The organism is Peptoniphilus sp. Marseille-Q6390 (assembly GCF_965119475.1).
This window is the reverse complement of the sequence record NZ_CBCPLS010000001.1, coordinates 547,300-564,453: the sequence shown is the minus strand read 5'-3', so window position 1 is coordinate 564,453 and position 17,154 is coordinate 547,300. Positions and strand designations below refer to the sequence as shown.

At 35.3% G+C, this 17,154-nt stretch carries 21 protein-coding genes, 4 pseudogenes and 2 other annotated features; of the genes and pseudogenes, 3 read left to right on the top strand and 22 right to left on the bottom strand.

Annotated features, from left to right (window positions below; all coding sequences use genetic code 11):
• Nucleotides 1-143: 143 nt before the first annotated feature.
• The 18 genes and pseudogenes from ACWPVO_RS02805 to thrS all read right to left on the bottom strand — a co-directional run.
• A pseudogene (locus tag ACWPVO_RS02805) lies at nucleotides 144-890 on the bottom strand (Rib/alpha-like domain-containing protein); the annotation flags it as partial.
• A gap of 105 nt (nucleotides 891-995) precedes the next feature.
• Nucleotides 996-1,343, bottom strand: a pseudogene (locus ACWPVO_RS02800) (Rib/alpha-like domain-containing protein); the annotation flags it as partial.
• A gap of 22 nt (nucleotides 1,344-1,365) precedes the next feature.
• Nucleotides 1,366-2,121, bottom strand: a pseudogene (locus ACWPVO_RS02795) (Rib/alpha-like domain-containing protein); the annotation flags it as partial.
• Nucleotides 2,045-2,395: pseudogene (locus ACWPVO_RS02790) on the bottom strand (Rib/alpha-like domain-containing protein); the annotation flags it as partial. The pseudogenes ACWPVO_RS02795 and ACWPVO_RS02790, both read right to left, overlap by 77 nt.
• Nucleotides 2,346-2,843, bottom strand: a complete 498-nt coding sequence (locus tag ACWPVO_RS02785; protein WP_454207173.1) for a Rib/alpha-like domain-containing protein — start codon at nucleotides 2,841-2,843, stop codon at nucleotides 2,346-2,348. The gene ACWPVO_RS02785 and the pseudogene ACWPVO_RS02790, both read right to left, overlap by 50 nt.
• Entirely contained in the window at nucleotides 2,729-2,986 is a 258-nt protein-coding gene (locus ACWPVO_RS02780; protein ID WP_454206377.1) for a hypothetical protein, read from the bottom strand. The genes ACWPVO_RS02785 and ACWPVO_RS02780 overlap by 115 nt, the downstream gene beginning before the upstream one ends.
• A gap of 1,130 nt (nucleotides 2,987-4,116) precedes the next feature.
• A complete protein-coding gene (locus tag ACWPVO_RS02775; RefSeq protein ID WP_454206375.1) occupies nucleotides 4,117-4,407 on the bottom strand; it encodes a rhodanese-like domain-containing protein in 291 nt (96 codons plus the stop codon).
• Between the two features lie 54 nt (nucleotides 4,408-4,461).
• Nucleotides 4,462-4,839: a RidA family protein gene (locus tag ACWPVO_RS02770; RefSeq protein ID WP_454206373.1), complete on the bottom strand. Its 378-nt coding sequence runs from the start codon at nucleotides 4,837-4,839 to the stop codon at nucleotides 4,462-4,464.
• Between the two features lie 5 nt (nucleotides 4,840-4,844).
• Entirely contained in the window at nucleotides 4,845-5,189 is a 345-nt protein-coding gene (gene rsfS / locus ACWPVO_RS02765) for a ribosome silencing factor (protein ID WP_005956671.1), read from the bottom strand.
• Between the two features lie 8 nt (nucleotides 5,190-5,197).
• Nucleotides 5,198-6,076 (bottom strand): LCP family protein, encoded by an 879-nt coding sequence (locus ACWPVO_RS02760; protein ID WP_454206371.1) that lies wholly within the window; start codon nucleotides 6,074-6,076, stop codon nucleotides 5,198-5,200.
• Nucleotides 6,073-6,645: a bis(5'-nucleosyl)-tetraphosphatase (symmetrical) YqeK gene (yqeK, locus tag ACWPVO_RS02755; protein WP_454206369.1), complete on the bottom strand. Its 573-nt coding sequence runs from the start codon at nucleotides 6,643-6,645 to the stop codon at nucleotides 6,073-6,075. Before yqeK ends, ACWPVO_RS02760 begins: the two co-directional genes overlap by 4 nt.
• Nucleotides 6,635-7,243, bottom strand: a complete 609-nt coding sequence (gene nadD, locus ACWPVO_RS02750) for a nicotinate-nucleotide adenylyltransferase (RefSeq protein WP_250341835.1) — start codon at nucleotides 7,241-7,243, stop codon at nucleotides 6,635-6,637. The genes yqeK and nadD overlap by 11 nt, the downstream gene beginning before the upstream one ends.
• Nucleotides 7,243-7,530, bottom strand: a complete 288-nt coding sequence (gene yhbY / locus ACWPVO_RS02745; RefSeq protein WP_412621595.1) for a ribosome assembly RNA-binding protein YhbY — start codon at nucleotides 7,528-7,530, stop codon at nucleotides 7,243-7,245. Before yhbY ends, nadD begins: the two co-directional genes overlap by 1 nt.
• Nucleotides 7,531-7,542: 12 nt before the next feature.
• On the bottom strand, nucleotides 7,543-8,811 hold the full coding sequence (gene obgE, locus ACWPVO_RS02740; protein WP_454206366.1) for a GTPase ObgE: 1,269 nt from the start codon (nucleotides 8,809-8,811) through the stop codon (nucleotides 7,543-7,545).
• 147 nt (nucleotides 8,812-8,958) lie between these two features.
• Entirely contained in the window at nucleotides 8,959-9,258 is a 300-nt protein-coding gene (gene rpmA / locus ACWPVO_RS02735) for a 50S ribosomal protein L27 (RefSeq protein ID WP_005956665.1), read from the bottom strand.
• Nucleotides 9,251-9,589: a ribosomal-processing cysteine protease Prp gene (locus ACWPVO_RS02730; protein WP_060799420.1), complete on the bottom strand. Its 339-nt coding sequence runs from the start codon at nucleotides 9,587-9,589 to the stop codon at nucleotides 9,251-9,253. Before ACWPVO_RS02730 ends, rpmA begins: the two co-directional genes overlap by 8 nt.
• Entirely contained in the window at nucleotides 9,589-9,894 is a 306-nt protein-coding gene (rplU, locus tag ACWPVO_RS02725) for a 50S ribosomal protein L21 (protein ID WP_412593453.1), read from the bottom strand. Before rplU ends, ACWPVO_RS02730 begins: the two co-directional genes overlap by 1 nt.
• Before the next feature lie 11 nt (nucleotides 9,895-9,905).
• Nucleotides 9,906-9,973 (bottom strand) — a sequence feature (ribosomal protein L21 leader region).
• Between the two features lie 308 nt (nucleotides 9,974-10,281).
• Nucleotides 10,282-12,192, bottom strand: a complete 1,911-nt coding sequence (thrS, locus tag ACWPVO_RS02720; RefSeq protein WP_454206364.1) for a threonine--tRNA ligase — start codon at nucleotides 12,190-12,192, stop codon at nucleotides 10,282-10,284.
• 40 nt (nucleotides 12,193-12,232) lie between these two features.
• Nucleotides 12,233-12,411, bottom strand: a binding site (T-box leader).
• Between the two features lie 170 nt (nucleotides 12,412-12,581).
• Here thrS and ACWPVO_RS02715 point away from each other — a divergent pair.
• Nucleotides 12,582-12,830 carry a hypothetical protein gene (locus ACWPVO_RS02715; protein WP_454206362.1) on the top strand — a complete coding sequence of 83 codons (249 nt, stop codon included), beginning with the start codon at nucleotides 12,582-12,584 and terminating at the stop codon, nucleotides 12,828-12,830.
• Between the two features lie 28 nt (nucleotides 12,831-12,858).
• Entirely contained in the window at nucleotides 12,859-13,362 is a 504-nt protein-coding gene (locus ACWPVO_RS02710) for a hypothetical protein (RefSeq protein ID WP_454206360.1), read from the top strand.
• Nucleotides 13,363-13,450: 88 nt separating this feature from the next.
• Here the strand turns inward: ACWPVO_RS02710 and ACWPVO_RS02705 are convergent, their stop codons facing one another.
• The 4 genes from ACWPVO_RS02705 to ACWPVO_RS02690 all read right to left on the bottom strand — a co-directional run bounded on the left by ACWPVO_RS02705 (nucleotide 13,451) and on the right by ACWPVO_RS02690 (nucleotide 16,588).
• Nucleotides 13,451-14,137, bottom strand: coding sequence for a DUF6873 family GME fold protein (locus ACWPVO_RS02705; RefSeq protein WP_454206358.1), 687 nt, complete (start codon nucleotides 14,135-14,137; stop codon nucleotides 13,451-13,453).
• Nucleotides 14,134-14,880: a TrmH family RNA methyltransferase gene (locus ACWPVO_RS02700; protein ID WP_454206356.1), complete on the bottom strand. Its 747-nt coding sequence runs from the start codon at nucleotides 14,878-14,880 to the stop codon at nucleotides 14,134-14,136. The genes ACWPVO_RS02705 and ACWPVO_RS02700 overlap by 4 nt, the downstream gene beginning before the upstream one ends.
• A gap of 66 nt (nucleotides 14,881-14,946) precedes the next feature.
• Entirely contained in the window at nucleotides 14,947-15,447 is a 501-nt protein-coding gene (locus ACWPVO_RS02695) for a DUF4342 domain-containing protein (RefSeq protein WP_060799410.1), read from the bottom strand.
• 46 nt (nucleotides 15,448-15,493) lie between these two features.
• A complete protein-coding gene (locus tag ACWPVO_RS02690; RefSeq protein ID WP_454206354.1) occupies nucleotides 15,494-16,588 on the bottom strand; it encodes a DUF3048 domain-containing protein in 1,095 nt (364 codons plus the stop codon).
• 343 nt (nucleotides 16,589-16,931) lie between these two features.
• Between ACWPVO_RS02690 and ACWPVO_RS02685 the strand changes: the two genes are divergently transcribed.
• Complete coding sequence (locus tag ACWPVO_RS02685; RefSeq protein WP_156417309.1) at nucleotides 16,932-17,105, top strand: hypothetical protein; 174 nt, start codon at nucleotides 16,932-16,934, stop codon at nucleotides 17,103-17,105.
• Nucleotides 17,106-17,154 lie beyond the last annotated feature (49 nt).

The following is a 17,154-nucleotide window of genomic DNA, read 5'->3' as shown; positions in this document are numbered from 1 at the left end:
TGCTCCTTCTGGAGTTACATCTTCTTTTTTTGTGTTTTTTCTGGAAGTTTGTTTTTCTGGTTTGTTATTTGTTGTCCTTCTGGTTAAATCAACTTTTTGTGTTTTCTGGAAGTTTGTCTAGGTTTGTTACGTTGTCTGTTAAATCAACTTTGCCACCTTTTTCTTTCTTCCTTCTTAACTTCTGGTTCGTATTTGTCTTTGTCTTTTTGACCAGCTGTTGAGTCTTTTACTGTTACAGGTACGTCTTTTTCTTCACTTGATCCGTCTGGGTAAGTTACTTTGATTTTTCCTGTGTAGTCACCAGGTGTATTTGTGTCGATTGCTCCTTCTGGAGTTACATCTTCTACTTTTGTGTTTTCTGGAAGTTTGTCTAGGTTTGTTACGTTGTCTGTTAAATCAACTTTGCCACCTTTTTCTACTTCTTCCTTCTTAACTTCTGGTTCGTATTTGTCTTTGTCTTTTTGACCAGCTGTTGAGTCTTTTACTGTTACAGGTACGTCTTTTTCTTCACTTGATCCGTCTGGGTAAGTTACTTTGATTTTTCCTGTGTAGTCACCAGGTGTATTTGTGTCGATTGCTCCTTCTGGAGTTACATCTTCTACTTTTGTGTTTTCTGGAAGTTTGTCTAGGTTTGTTACGTTGTCTGTTAAATCAACTTTGCCACCTTTTTCTACTTCTTCCTTCTTAACTTCTGGTTCGTATTTGTCTTTGTCTTTTTGACCAGCTGTTGAGTCTTTTACTGTTACAGGTACGTCTTTTTCTTCACTTGATCCGTCTGGGTAAGTTACTTTGATTTTTCCTGTGTAGTCACCAGGTGTATTTGTGTCGATTGCTCCTTCTGGAGTTACATCTTCTACTTTTGTGTTTTCTGGAAGTTTGTCTAGGTTTGTTACGTTGTCTTTAAATCAACTTTGCCACCTTTTTCTACTTCTTCCTTCTTAACTTCTGGTTCGTATTTGTCTTTGTCTTTTTGACCAGCTGTTGAGTCTTTTACTTTACAGGTACGTCTTTTTCTTCACTTGATCCGTCTGGGTCTTTTTGATTTTTACTTTGATTTTTCCTGTGTAGTCACCAGGTGTATTTGTGTCGATTGCTCCTTCTGGAGTTACATCTTCTACTTTTGTGTTTTCTGGAAGTTTGTCTAGGTTTGTTACGTTGTCTGTTAAATCAACTTTGCCACCTTTTTCTACTTCTTCCTTCTTAACTTCTGGTTCGTATTTGTCTTTGTCTTTTTGACCAGCTGTTGAGTCTTTTACTGTTACAGGTACGTCTTTTTCTTCACTTGATCCGTCTGGGTAAGTTACTTTGATTTTTCCTGTGTAGTCACCAGGTGTATTTGTGTCTTTCCTTCTGGAGTTACATCTTCTACTTTTGTGTTTTCTGGAAGTTTGTCTTTGTTACGTTGTCTGTTAAATCAACTTTGCTTTCGTATTTGTCTTTGTCTTTTTGACCAGCTGTTGAGTCTTTTACTGTTACAGGTACGTCTTTTTCTTCACTTGATCCGTCTGGGTAAGTTACTTTGATTTTTCCTGTGTAGTCACCAGGTGTATTTGTGTCGATTGCTCCTTCTGGAGTTACATCTTCTACTTTTGTGTTTTCTGGAAGTTTGTCTAGGTTTGTTACGTTGTCTGTTAAATCAACTTTGCCACCTTTTTCTACTTCTTCCTTCTTAACTTCTGGTTCGTATTTGTCTTTGTCTTTTTGACCAGCTGTTGAGTCTTTTACTGTTACAGGTTCTTTTTCTTCACTTGATCCGTCTGGGTAAGTTACTTTGATTTTTCCTGTGTAGTCACCAGGTGTATTTGTGTCGATTGCTCCTTCTGGAGTTACATCTTCTACTTTTGTGTTTTCTGGAAGTTTGTCTAGGTTTGTTACGTTGTCTGTTAAATCAACTTTGCCACCTTTTTCTACTTCTTCCTTCTTAACTTCTGGTTCGTATTTGTCTTTGTCTTTTTGACCAGCTGTTGAGTCTTTTACTGTTACAGGTACGTCTTTTTCTTCACTTGATCCGTCTGGGTAAGTTACTTTGATTTTTCCTGTGTAGTCACCAGGTGTATTTGTGTCGATTGCTCCTTCTGGAGTTACATCTTCTACTTTTGTGTTTTCTGGAAGTTTGTCTAGGTTTGTTACTTTTTTCTACTTTTGTGTTTTCTGGAAGTTTGTCTAGGTTTGTTACGTTGTCTGTTAAATCAACTTTGCCACCTTTTTCTACTTCTTCCTTCTTAACTTCTGGTTCGTATTTGTCTTTGTCTTTTTGACCAGCTGTTGAGTCTTTTACTGTTACAGGTACGTCTTTTTCTTCACTTGATCCGTCTGGGTAAGTTACTTTGATTTTTCCTGTGTAGTCACCAGGTGTATTTGTGTCGATTGCTCCTTCTGGAGTTACATCTTCTACTTTTGTGTTTTTCTGGAAGTTTGTCTAGGTTTGTTACGTTGTCTGTTAAATCAACTTTGCCACCTTTTTCTACTTCTTCCTTCTTAACTTCTGTCTGTTCAACTTTGTATTTGTCTTTGTCTTTTTGACCAGCTGTTGAGTCTTTTACTGTTACAGGTACGTCTTTTTCTTCACTTGATCCGTCTGGGTAAGTTACTTTGATTTTTCCTGTGTAGTCACCAGGTGTATTTGTGTCGATTGCTCCTTCTGGAGTTACATCTTCTACTTTTGTGTTTTCTGGAAGTTTGTCTAGGTTTGTTACGTTGTCTGTTAAATCAACTTTGCCACCTTTTTCTACTTTTTCCTTCTTAACTTCTGGTTCGTATTTGTCTTTGTCTTTTTGACCAGCTTTGAGTCTTTTACTGTTACAGGTACGTCTTTTTCTTGTCCTGCTTTTTGTTGTCCAGATTTTATTACGTCTGAAATTTCTAGATTGTTATTAAGTGCTTCTGTGTTTGCAAATACATTGTAAGGTACCACACTTGCTAGCATTACACCTGATAGGGCATAGGCTGCAAGTCTATTGGTATTGAATTTCTTTTTATTATCCATTATTTCTCCTTTCAATAATTAGACTTTCTTTTTCTTACTTTCTTCCTAATTTAATATTATTTCTATATAATATTACTTCTATTTATACTATTTCTATTAATCTCGTGATCCATCCTCCTTTATATGAAATGTTTATTCATTTGCATAAAAGTATGCAAGGTTCATAGAATAGAGATAATACTTTTTCGAATCACTATTCATGATTAACAATCATATCAAAACATTATATATTTTTCTAGTGTATTCTTTATAAATCGGCATAAAATCTAATATTTTGGCAGTTTTAATCTTCATTTAAAGTAAAATAGTCCTTTTAAAATACAATTATTTTATACATTAACTTTGTCAATCTATTAACCGTTCTCAATAACAGTCTATTTTTTTATTAAAATTACAGTAATAAGAACAATTTAATGTTTTTTATATGTGCACACCTGTTTATGCTTATTTCCGTTTTCTTCATTTTATCTTTTGTGCTATTTATGTCTAACTTAGTAATATCCTTATTTTTATTTTTTGTATATTTCAAATTAATAGATATACTTTAATGACATCTTTTTTTTATTATTTTGTAAAAAACCATTTTTTATTATAGTTTAATCTTTCATTATCATTAATAAAAAGTTTGTCGGTATCTCTTGTTTACTTTTTGTAAAATTTTTAAATTTTAAAAATTTTTTTAAGTTTTAGGGTTTTAAGAAAAAAATTTTAAAAAATAATAAAATACTTACAATTTATTAGTAAATCTGACACGCATACTAAATAAGAAAACTTTAATTTATAGGAAATTAGAAACTTATAAATATTGGAATTTTTACAAATAGTTATGGTACAAGATTAATTCACAACTTAATGTATAATCGGAACTTATTAAAAATTTATTAAGTCACAAGTCTTTACTACTTGACAAATTAATATAGCTTTTTAAAATACCACAAGCTAATAGTAAGTCACAAGTTATTAAATAACTACGACTTAATTAATTTTTACAAGTTATATAAAAATCCTAGACCGGCAAGAAAGTATAAGTCTGTAACAAATAATTCTTCCCCACTTACCAACAAAAAATCCCACAAGATTTCTCCTGTGGGATTGTGTTCATTTTATATTAACTTGTTTCTTCTTACGTCTTACTTAAGAAGTTCACCCTTGTAGTTTATTATGCCGCCGTCTAGGTTTATGGCTTCATAGCCTATTTGGTTTAGATATTTTGCCACGTTGTAGGATCTCACTCCTGACCTACAGAGGATATAGATTTCTCTGTCTTTTGGGATATTGTTAAGTCTATTTGGAATCTCATTCATAGGAATGTGGATGGCTCCATTTATGGTGCCTGTTTCTTCTAGCTCGTAGTCTTCTCTCACGTCTATAATTATGGGGTCCACAACCCTATCTATCTCGTTAACATTTATTTCTTTCATGTCTACCTCTTAAATTTTATAAAAAAAGAACCCTCACAGGGTCCTTTTTAGAAATTATTTTACTGCTATTGCTTCGATTTCTAGTAGGCCACCCTTTGGTAGCTTTGCTACTTCTACGCAAGATCTTGCTGGTTTGTGGTTTGTAAAGTATTCTGAATATACTTCGTTTACTGCTGCAAAGTCATTTATATCATCTAGGAAGATGTTAACTTTTACAACTTTGTCTAGGTTTGAGCCTACTTCTTCTAGGATTGCCTTGATGTTGTCAAGACTTCTTGCTGTTGCTTTTTTGATGTCGTCAGTGATTAGTTCTCCTGTTTCTGGAACTAGTGGAAGTTGTCCTGATGTGAATATAAATCCGTTAACTTCTGTTGCTTGTGAATAAGGTCCCACTGCTGCTGGTGCTTTGTCTGTGTGTAGTGTTTTTACCATAATTTTTATTCCTCCTCTTTTGTTTCTTGGTTTTCTTCCCACAATCTTTCTAGATTGTAGTATTCTCTTTCGTCCTTGTGGAATACGTGTACTATTATATCGCCAAAGTCTAAGATTATCCACCTTGATGAGTTTTTGCCTTCTTGGTTTTGTGGTCCTTCTCCCTTTTCAGATAGTTTCTCGTCGATTTCTCTTGCTAGGGCATCAACTTGTGTTGATGAGTTACCACTTACTATTACGAAGTAGTCTGCGATTGATGTCATGCCCTTAATGTCTAGGACTTTGATGTCGATTCCCTTTTTGTCTTCACAAGATTTTACTATGATATCTAATTTTTCTTGAGTTGTCATTGTACCTCCTATTTAAAATTATTTTCCAATAACATTACTTGTATTTTGTTGTCATTTGGTATGAAGTAGGACACTCCTCCCATGTATTTTGGAGCTCCCGGTAGGGTGTTGGTCACTATGTCTTCACTTGTCACGTGACGCATTTTTGCTGCGATTTTTATAAGTTTCTTTACAGGGATGTTGTTTTCTGTGTAGGAAACATAGGATGAAAGTAATAGTGGTGCCTTGACTAGGGTTTTTGGTTCTTTCATCTTGGATAGGATGGCTGACATAAATTGTTGTTGTGCCTTTACTCTTCCAAGGTCTGCGTCCTTGTAGCCCTTCCTAAATCTCAAAAATCCTATGGCATCGTAGCCCATTAGATTTTGTCTACCTGCCTTGATGTCTATTGTTAGTGGTGGGTCTGCTGTTGGGTCCTGGTACTTCATATCTATTGGGACATCAACTTCTACTCCGCCAATTTTATTTACCACGTCTTCTACAAACCTGTAGTCCACTGTGACGTAATATTTTATATCTGTCCCAAGAAGTTTGTTCACTGTGTCAAGGGTAAGCTCACTTCCACCAAACTTGAAGGAGTGGTTGATTTTTGTCTTTTTGTAACCCTTTATCTTTGTGTAGGTGTCTCTTGGGATTGAAATTATATTTACTTTTCCAGTCTTGCCGTCTAGGTTGACTACCATTATTGTGTCAGACCTTGCATTGTCTGCTTTCTTTGAATCAAGGGAGTCCACTCCCAGCATCAAGAATTGTAGGTCTTCGCCACCTTGGTCTATCTTGTCAGCATCTTCGCCTTCAAAGAAGTAGAAGTAGCCTGCCACTCCTGCAAGGGCAAGTATTAGTATTAATATTATTGTTGTAAAAAAGGCTTTAAAAAAAGTTTTCAAGGATTCAACTCCTTATAATAATTTCTAGCTGTCACTGTTGTTGGCACTATGTAAGTGTCGTGGTCAACTAAAAATTTTAATGTATTATTTAGGGCGAAATACATGGCTTCGTCAAGGTCTTTCTTTGCAAGTTGCCTTGCCTTTTCAACCCCATCGAAGTTTCTCATGGGCTCGATGTAGTCTGCCAAGAAAATTATTTTTTCTAGGTCTGACATATTTGCCCTGCCTGTTGTGTGGTAAGTGATGGCATTTAGGATGTCCTCATCTTCTATGCCATAAAGTTCTCTTGCAAAAAGAGCTCCAAGATAGGAATGGATAATTTGTGGTGCCTTGATCATCTCCTTTGTTAGGAGAAGTTTATTTTCCTTTGCTGCCTTCATTAGTTTTTCATGATCTCTTATCTTAGCACAGTCGTGTAAAAATCCTGCTACTTCTGCACTTTCTAGGTCAACATTATAAATTTTTGCAAGTTCAATGGCAGTGTCTCTCACCCTTAAAGTGTGGAGAAATCTTTTTTCTCCTATCCTATCACGTATTTCTTTTTCATATTTTTTTAAATCATAGGTCAACTTTGTAAAACCCACTTTCTTCTATATAATCTAGAACTTTTTTTGGAATTAAATATCTTAGAGACTTGCCTTCACGGATCCTATCTCTCAAGTCAGTGGAAGAAATTTCATAGAGAGGGGTCTTAATAAGATTTATTTTTGTCCCAAAGTTCTCTCTTAAAAAGTCTATCTCCTTATTTACTTCTTCTTTATCAAGATAGCCTGGCCTTAGGGCAACTACAAATTCTATCTCCTGGGATAGGTCCCCTATCTTCATCCAAGTTTTAAGTTGGAAGAGGGAGTCCAAGCCTATGAGGAAATATAATTTTTCTTCCTTGTAGATTTTTTTCAGTTCCCTAATGGTGTCCACTGTGTAGGACTTCTTGACCCTAGTAGTCTCTATGTCTGATATTTCAAAATCTGGGTTTGGAGAAATGGCAAGTCTAACCATCTCGTACCTGTCTTCTGCTGAAAGCTCAAGTTCCTTGTGGGGTGGGTTGCCTGTTGGTATAAAGATTACCTTGTCCAGGCCCATTTCCTCCTTGATATACTCGCATATCATGAGGTGACCATAGTGGATGGGGTTAAAGCTGCCTCCAAAAATTCCGTACTTTTTCATTATAATTCTATTTTTTTATTTTCTTTAGATTCCCTATAAATTGTAAGCTTCTTGCCAATTTTTTGGACAAATTCTGCTCCTGTTGCATCAAGGATGTCGTCTACAATTTCATCAACTTCCACTGGTGCATTTTGTAGGACATTGATTTTTACAATTTCGTGGTCTTCTAATAGTTTATCTATTTGACTTAAAAAGCCTTGGTTTATTCCGTCTTTTCCCAGTTGGATAAGTGGGTCCATGTTGTGGGCAAGGCTCTTTAAGTAGGATCTCTCTTTTCCTGTTAACATTATATCACCTGCTTATTCAAAAAATTCAAATTCATATTCGCCAATAAAAACTGAACAGCCATCGCGGGCTCCAAGTTCTTCAAGTTTTTCTACAACCTTATTCTTTCTAAGGTTTTCTTGGAAGTATTTAAGTGAATCGTAATCATCGAAGTTTGTTGAGCGAAGGAGCTTGTCAATGTAAGGTCCCTCAACAAAGTATTCTCCTTGTTCCTTGAAGACCCTGATGCCTTCTTCTCTCTTAACTTCTTCTACATGTTCTATATCGTAGGTTTCATAATCTGTGTAGTCCACTTCTTGAAGTTGCCTATAAGTTTCCTTCATTAGCTTGTCTACATTTTCTGTTGTGGCACAGGAACCTGCAATTATTTCATACTTGTCCCCAAGTTCTTCTCTTAATTTCTCAAGATTTTCTTCTGCACCTGGAACATCAGTCTTGTTGGCAAAAATAATTTGCTTCTTTTCTCCCAGCTTTTCATTGTATCTCACAAGTTCTTCATTGATCTTGTAGAAGTCTTCCACTGGGTCCCTGTATTCTGAGCCAGAAACATCTAGGACGTGGATGAGGATTCCTGTCCTCTCAACGTGTTTTAGGAATTCATCGCCTAGACCAACTCCTTCTGATGCTCCCTCAATAAGTCCAGGTATGTCTGCTATAACAAAGGATTCGCCTTCATCAATTTTTACAACGCCTAGATTTGGAGAAAGGGTTGTAAAGTGATAGTTGGCAATCTTTGGTGTGGCAGATGTAACTATGGAAAGAAGAGTTGACTTACCTACGTTAGGGAAACCAACTAGTCCCACATCGGCAAGGAGTTTAAGTTCCAAGATTATCTCTCTTTCTTCTCCCATGTTACCTGCTTGGGCAAAGGCTGGTGCCTGTCTAGTGGAAGTCTTGAATCTGGCATTACCCATGCCGCCACGTCCACCCTTGCAGACAGTTACAGCCATGCCATTTTCCTTTAAGTCGTAGATAACCCCGTTGGTATTGGCGTCCCTAATTAGGGTTCCCACCGGTACCTTTAGGACTATGTCTTCTCCATCTTTTCCAAATTTTAATTTGCTCATGCCGTTTTGTCCGTTTTCGGCCTTGTATTCTCTCTTGTATCTAAAGTCCATCAAAGTGTGAAGTCCAGAGTCTGTCATTACAATTACATTGCCACCTCTGCCTCCGTCGCCACCAGCTGGTCCTCCTGCTGGTTCGAATTTTTCTCTTCGCCAAGCGACAGCGCCATCTCCACCTTTTCCGGCTTTTAATTTTATTTTAGCTATATCTATAAACATTTTTACCTCGCATTTTCTAAAATTATATCACAGAATTAGCACAGAATTGTAGTGAAAACTTGAACCTTATGTCAAATATGTAAAATCTTTGTGAAAAATAGACTTTACTCTTAAAAAAATAAAAGCAAGGTTTCCCTTGCTTTATCTTTATGCTAATTCAACTTTTTCTTCTTGGTAAACATTAGCGAATTTCTTTCCGCCTTTGCCCTTAGTTGTGAATCTTAAAATTCCATCAGCTGTTGCAAATAAAGTGTCATCTGACCCTCTCATTACATTTTCACCTGGATGGATTTTAGTTCCTCTTTGTCTAACGATAATGTTACCTGCTAGAACAAATTGTCCGTCGCCTCTCTTAACTCCAAGTCTCTTTGAGTTTGAGTCACGACCGTTCTTAGAAGAACCTGCTCCCTTTTTTGAAGAAAAAAGCAATAAATCAAATTTAATCATTTTGCACCTCCACCTTCTTTAGTGTTAAATATCCTGGATAGGCCTCGTCAATGAGTTCTATCCCCTTAATCATAAATTCAAAACAAGTTTGAATATCATTTCTTTTAAAAATATCACTTTTTAAAATTTCTATTTTTAACATTCCGTCGCCCTGTGAGTCCCTAATGTCACTTTCACTTAGACCCAATTTATCAATTAAGGTAAAGTATAGGGTTTGAGTGAGAGTGGATATGCTGGAGCAGACAAGTTTGTCAAATTCTCCCTCTGCGTGACCACAAGACTTAAATCCATAGTAATAATCGCCCTTTTTGTAAAGGTCAATCCTAGTCATTAGTTAATACCTGAAATTTCAACTAAAGTGTATGGTTGACGGTGTCCGTTTTTCTTTCTTTCGTTTTTCTTAGATTTGTATTTATATACGATAACTTTTTTAGCCTTAGCTTGAGCTAATACCTTAGCTTCAACCTTAGCACCCTCAACGTATGGAGTACCAACTTTTGGCTCGTCACCAGATACGAAAACAACCTTGTCAAAAGTTACAACATCGCCTTCATTTGCATCTAGTTTTTCAACTCTAATTTTGTCACCAGCTTCAACAGTGTATTGTTTTCCGCCTGTTTCAATAATTGCGTACATTTGTAGCACCTCCTCATTACAAGACTCGCCATCCTAGGTACCGAAGTTTAAAACCTATTCTGTGCGGTTACATCAATGTATTCTATCACAAGGACCCAGCTTTGTAAAGAAATTTTATAAATATTTATGGCTTTATTAATTTTTATGTCCTCATAATATTTTATGACTTTATGAATCTTTATAAGCCTGTAAAAATCCATGACCTTGCAAGTCTTTAGGACTTCATAAATTTTTATGACTTTATAAAACCTTATGACTCTATAATATCTCACTTAGCCATAAAAGTCTCTGACTTTATAAAAAATTATTGATTTATAAAAATTTCTACAAAAATAGCAGGCCCTTGAGACCTGCTAAGATTTTATATTTTATTTTTTCAAGTACATCTTAATCTGTGATTGTCTTGTTTTTAATTTCTTCTTTAAGTGATGCGATAAATTCATCTACATCAACATCTTGAACTTCTTCTCCATTTCTCTTTCTAACTGAAAGTTTGCCAGAAGTTTCTTCTTTTTCACCAATAACTAGCATGTAGTTGATCTTCTTAACTTGTGCTTCTCTAATCTTGTAACCAACTTTTTCAGCACGTCCGTCAAGGTGAACCCTAAGTCCTGCTGCGTGAAGTTTATCTGCAATAGACTCAGCAAAGTCTTTGAACTTGTCAGATACTGGAATAACTTCAACTTGTACTGGAGATAACCATAGTGGGAATTTACCAGCAAAGTGTTCGATTAGGATACCCATAAATCTTTCAACTGATCCAAGTAAGGCCCTGTGAAGCATAACTGGTCTTTGTCTTTCTCCATTTTCATCAACGTAAGTTAAGTCAAAGTTTTCTGGAAGTTGGAAGTCAAGTTGGATTGTACCACATTGCCAAGTTCTACCAATGGCATCTTCTAGGTGGAAGTCAATCTTAGGGCCGTAGAATGCTCCGTCGCCTTCGTTAATTGTGTATGGAAGATTCTTTTCTTCTAGGGCTTCTTTTAGGCTTTTTTCTGCAAGATTCCAAGCGTCAAGTTCTCCCATGTAGTCATCTGGTCTTGTTGAAAGTTCTATTGAATATTTGAATCCAAATGTTGAGTATAGGTAGTCTGCAAGGTCAATCATCTTAAATACTTCGTCTTTAACTTGTGAGAACAAGCAATAAACGTGAGCATCATCTTGAGTAAATGTTCTTACCCTAAATAGACCGTGTAGGGCTCCAGAAAGTTCGTGTCTGTGAACTATACCATATTCAGCAAGTCTAATAGGAAGGTCCCTGTAAGAGTGGTTGTTTGAATTGTAAACAAGGATTGAGCCAGGACAGTTCATTGGTTTAACTGCGTAGTCGCCGTCATCAATCTTTGTGAAGTACATGTTGTCCTTGTAGTGGTCCCAGTGACCTGATCTGTGCCATAGGGCTTCGTTTAGGATAATTGGTGTTAGGATTTCTCCATAACCATTTTCTTCAAGAACTCCCCTCCACCAGTTTAGTAGGTTGTTTCTTAAAATCATTCCATTTGGGTGGAAGAATGGGAAGCCTGGTCCTTCTTCGTGCATGCTAAAGAGGTCAAGTTCCTTACCAAGTTTTCTGTGGTCTCTCTTTTCAGCTTCTTCACGTCTTGTGATATATTCTTCTAGTTGTGATTGTTTTTCAAAGGCAATACCGTAAAGTCTTTGTAGCATCTTATTGTTAGAGTCCCCTCTCCAATAAGCACCTGCTATTGAAAGAAGTTTAATAGCCTTGATTTTCTTTGTTGAAAGAAGGTGAGGTCCCTTGCAAAGATCAAGAAAGTTGCCAATCTTATACATTGTGATTTTTTCATCTGCTGGAAGGTCATTTATTAGTTCAACCTTGTAGTCTTGTCCCTTTTCTTTGAAATACTTAAGAGCTTCTTCTCTTGAAACTTCAATTCTTTCTACTGGAAGGTCCTTCTTTGCAATTTCCTTCATCTTGTCTTCAATTGCCTTGAAGTCTTCTTCTACAAATCTGTGTTCAAGGTCAAGGTCATAGTAGAAGCCTGTTTCAGTTGAAGGTCCAATGGCAAATTTTGTATCTGGGTAAAGTTCTTGGATTGCATAAGCCATGATGTGGGATGCAGTGTGCCAGAAAATTTGCTTGCCTTCCTTGTCTTCAAATTTTACAACCTTGAAATCAGCGTCTTCATAAACCTTGTCGTCAAGGCCTAGGATTTCACCGTTAACTACTGCTCCAAGAGATTGTCTTAAAAGACCTTCTGAGATATCTCCAGTAATTTGAGATACCTTAACTCCACTTTCATATTCTTTTTGTGATCCGTCTGGGTACTTTATAATCATTTTATCCTCCTAAAAATTAATAATAAAAAAAGCCACCATCCCAAAGGACGATGACCGTGGTTCCACCTTAATTAAACTCTAGGGACTTAACGCGTCCTGACGCCATAGTTTGCTATGGGACTCCAAGTTAGTTTTCAAAAATATAAAATTGGAAATTTTCACCAGCCATTTCCTCTCTAAGAATATTATAGATTTTACTCTTCTTATCAAAGTCTCTTTTAAAATTGTTTCTATAATAACACAAAGGTCTTATATCTTCAAGAATAATTGTAAGAGAAATTATCATTTCTCTCGCCCCTATATATTACCCAGAGGAATTTTTTTATAACAAGATTTTTCTTTTTTTTGATATAATTAAAGAAGAAAAAAAAAATTCTTTGGAGGGACTTATGAAAATAAAAACTAAAAAGAGAATTGTATTAACCTTATTATTTCTTATTCCAATCCTATTTAGACTTTATACAGCCTTAAGTGAATTTTATGGTTTTTATCGTAGCCCAAATAGTAAATTTAGTTTTATATTTTATTTTCTTGACTATTTAGGAAATAGTGTAAGTTCAGCTTTTTATTGGTATCCACTAATTGCCTTATCACTTATTTACCTAGATTTAATGATTAAAGACCATTTTAATAAGTAATAATAATCGGAGGAAATCTAAAAGTAAAATGGATTATGAAACTCAAATTAAAATGTTCAAGCACCTAATTCCTATTGGCGAGAGAAATTCAAAAGACCTTATAAGTTATCTCAAAAATAAATTTGATGTTGTTGAAATTGATTTTTCAGAATTACCTTCCTACAAGAGGGATATGCTTAGTGAAAATGCAAAATATTACGTGGGAAATGATAAGCTAAATGTTGAGATAAAGGACATGTCCTTTCGCTTCTTTAAAATTATAGAAAATGAAAAAAGTATAAAATATGTAGATCCAGATGAAGCTGAAAATGGTAATTTTCTTTTTTTTATACTTGAAGAAAAGACTAAATATATGTGTACAAATAGTGGTAAACTTCTAATAGAGATGACTTATGTTTCTGGAGTCTCTAAGGAATCTTACCTTGAAGAAGATGATTTATTTAAAGATTTGCTTTCTAAGTTAATGTTTGATTATATCGATTACAATAAATTTTTATATAACAAAATTCTTCACAAAAAAATAAATAGATAGTATATGTTTATAAAAAAGGATGACCTTACAAGATGGAATTAACCATTCTATAAGGTCATCTTTTATGCTTGCCACTTTTATAAAACCCTTAAATAAAATAAATAGAACCAAAATCTTCTATGGGGTCATCTGACAAAATTTCAATTTCATAATTATACTTATTAATAATTTTTAAAATTTCTTCATAGGATGAATGATTAGAAAAGTCTCCTGTGAAGAATATTTTTTTGTCCAAGACTCCACTTGCCCCACCAATAAAACCATAGTTGAAGTTTTGAAGTTTAATTTGCCCGTGGTCTATCTTATAAATGGGAATCAAGTCTCTTAAGGTCTCGTAGATTCCACCGTCACTTGTGATGATAAAGTCATTAGTCACAAGGCAGGAGCACTTGGCATAGCCCTGCTTGATATTCACCAGGTCATAGCTAGCCCTCTTGTAATAATCTAGGATGACTTGGTCTGTGTGCTTTAAGTTGTGGATGAAAATCTTCTTAAAGGCAAAGGCATTTAAGAGGATGTCACTTGGGTATTTCCCTGACAAAGATGAATGAGATGGAATAACTTTTTTGTCTCCAAAAATCTCTTTGTAATAGTCATAATTATCCCTATCTACCACTAAATCTCCACTTGGAAGTGGATGGACCAAGATGTCTGGATGGGTATCTAGTCCTTTTAAGACCTTTTTGTTTGCCTTGGTCCTTATTACTTGACCATAATTTTTTAATTTTTCTGCAGACTCTTCTGGAAAGTTTTCTGCCACTAATACATAGGTCATTTCATCATCTCGTAAATTATAATTGATGCTGCAACATTGGCATTAAGGGAGTCAACCTTGGGAGAAATTGGAATATTTAAAAAGCCCCTTGCATGGGACATTATAAAGTCCGAAACCCCCTTGGCTTCGTTGCCTATTACAACTATGTCCTTGTCCTTGAAGTCGTAGTCCCTTGTTGAAGTGGAATTTTCTAATGAAGTTGCAAGAATATTAAAGTCTAAGTTAACCAAGTCTTCTCGAGCCATAAAGTAAATTGGGAGCCTAAAGATGGAGGACATGGAGGACCTAACTGTCTTTGGATTGTAAAGGTCACAGGATTCAGGAGAAATTATAAGACCGTCAAGTCCCAGGGCATCAGCAGAACGAATTATTCCCCCAAGATTGCCTGGCTCCCTTATGTCATCAAGGTATAAAAATTTCCCAGATTTTTCATGAAATTCTCTATGTATCTCACTGTAATAGGCAACTATCCCAGGAGATGTGACTGCGTCGCAAAGATTTTTGAAAATATTGTCGGAAAATACAAAAATCTTATCTTGGTCCAGTTTTTTTATAATATTTTCAAATTTATTTGACCTGTAGGTAGATTCACTAAGGGCAAGATATTTAATTTCAAAGCCCTCAGCCTCTTCTATTACTACAGGCTTCTCCACCATGAATAGCTTGCTTTCTTGCCTGTGTTTTTTCTCCAAAAGTCCCTTTAAAAATTTGTATGTATTGTTATTTTTACTAGTAATTATCATTTTTTCCCTCATTTTTAAAGAAAAAAGCCCCGAGGGGCTCTTAACTTTAATAAATTTTAATAAGCTTTATAAAAATTTGCTCTTATCCTTTAGATATTCCTTGACGTCAATTACTTCTCCATTGTCCATGATGATCTTGAAGGAATAGTCATAGATGTAGGCTGCAGATAGACCAAGTAGTGATGCTGGAAGGGCTAAAAGCATGCCAATAGCAGATGTTGTCAGTGAAAGTGATAGGACAGTTTCGCCCTTATTTTCCACCAATAACCTGCTGGCATTTCCCTTTCTCCAGATTTCCTTTACTGCTTCAAGAATTTCGTCAAGATACTTGATTACATCGTCAACATAGTCCTTGCTAGATTTTCTTTCTCCGTGAGAGTCAGATTCTTTTTCTTTCTCATTTTCATAAACCCTTGAAGGCTCAATATTTGCATCGTACTTGCCTTCTCTGATATAAGATATTGCAACATCAACGTCGCCGTCGCTATCTAAAAGTGCCTTTCTTACAATGTCATAGGACGCGCCAGTTATATTTATTACATAGTCGATTTTTGTCATGTTAATCATAAAATCACCTCTAAGTCTTACTTACCCAAAATATTTTTTTTAAATTCTATTTTTGGCTATCAACTTTTGCTGGGTCATGGTTTTCTGTAGAATTACCTTCCCCTGCTTGTGTTTCACTTTCTGGAACTTGGTAGACTGCATCCTTCTCTTCATCAACTATAGAGAAGAAAGTTCTGCCTGGATAGAATTTAACTTCAGTTTCATCAGGATATTTTAAAATTGTCCTTGCATCTTCATTTGCCTTTTCCCAAGTTATTGGTGCAAGTTTTCCCTTTTGAAGAAGAAGTCCTGTGCCAGTCCCTATGTTTGCCATTTTTAAAGTTCCCTTAGGTCCAGCAACTACTCCCTTTTGGAATAAAACTACTAAATTGTCTGTGTCAAACTCTTGACCTGTTGCCTCGTCAATTACTGGTTGACCTTGGCGGATATATTTATACTTTCCAGTGGCTTCGTCATAGATAAAGTTTGTCTTGTACCTATTGTTGAAGTTTAAAGTTATTTCTTTTACATCAAGTCCTTCTATATTTGCTTCCTTGTCGTAGAAGTTAAGAGCTGCTGTGTTGTCATTTACGTCAACTCCCTTTTCCACTAGGTAGTTTTCAAGTTCTGGAAGTGAGATGTAGCCATTGTGTGGTGCACGCTTGCCAACATTTTTATTTCTGTGGAATACAATTCCTTCAAGGGCAATCCCGTCAAGGTCCACTACATTTCTCTTTTTAACTTCTTCAAGTCCTGCAACTGAACCACCCCAGTGGGCATAGATTGCATTGTACTCCTTGGCAGTTTGGACAAAGTAAGGTCTTGCAGAACGAACTGGACCCACATTTTCTGGGAAATTACTTTGGAAAAGTGCCATGTATCTTGTAAACTCGCCCTCAACCCTGTACTCATAAATTATGTCTGCCTTAGAGATTTGTGCTTGAGGTCTTGCGTCGTCGTGGTTATCAAGCATAACTGCAAAGATTTTTTTCTTTGCTTGGTCCTCATTGTCTCTCTCTTCATGAGTAAGTGGTGTGTAGTAAACTATTTTTTCTGGCTCCTTAACTTCTGGAGCTTGGTTTTTATTTTCCGTCGTCTTGCCACAAGCAACTAGACTTGTAGCTACTAGGCCCACAAGTAAAAGTTTTTTTAATTTTTTCATTGTCTCTCCTCTTTCTCTTAAATTTCTTTTATATATTAAGATAATTGTAGTTTATAAATATAAATATGTAAACAAGAGGATTTTTATATTTTTTTGTACTCTAATAGTTTTTCGTGATAAAATTAAAACAAGTGGTGATTTTATGTTTTATCTTACAATAGTTCCCCTTTATTTTATTTGCTTGGCAGGATATTTTTTAACTGAGTACACAAGAATTATTAAAAATGAAAAAATAAGAAAGAGAGTCAATATTACTTGTCATGTCATAGCTTGGCTCATACTTTTATGTTATTTTGTAATAAGATTATTTGTATAAAATTTCGCAAAAATGGGAGATGGTTTTATGAATATGTATCTTGAAATAATTATCTATTTTACTGCTCTGATTGGATACTTTTTATTTGGATACACAAAAATTATAAAAAATGAAAAACTTAGAAAAAAACTTTCTTTTATATTTAACCTCATAGCTGTGTTAATCCTTCTATATGAATTTGTCTTAAAAAAATTTATATAAAAATTTGCAAAAAATAAGGACTAGGTCTTAGACAACTTAGTCCTTTTAC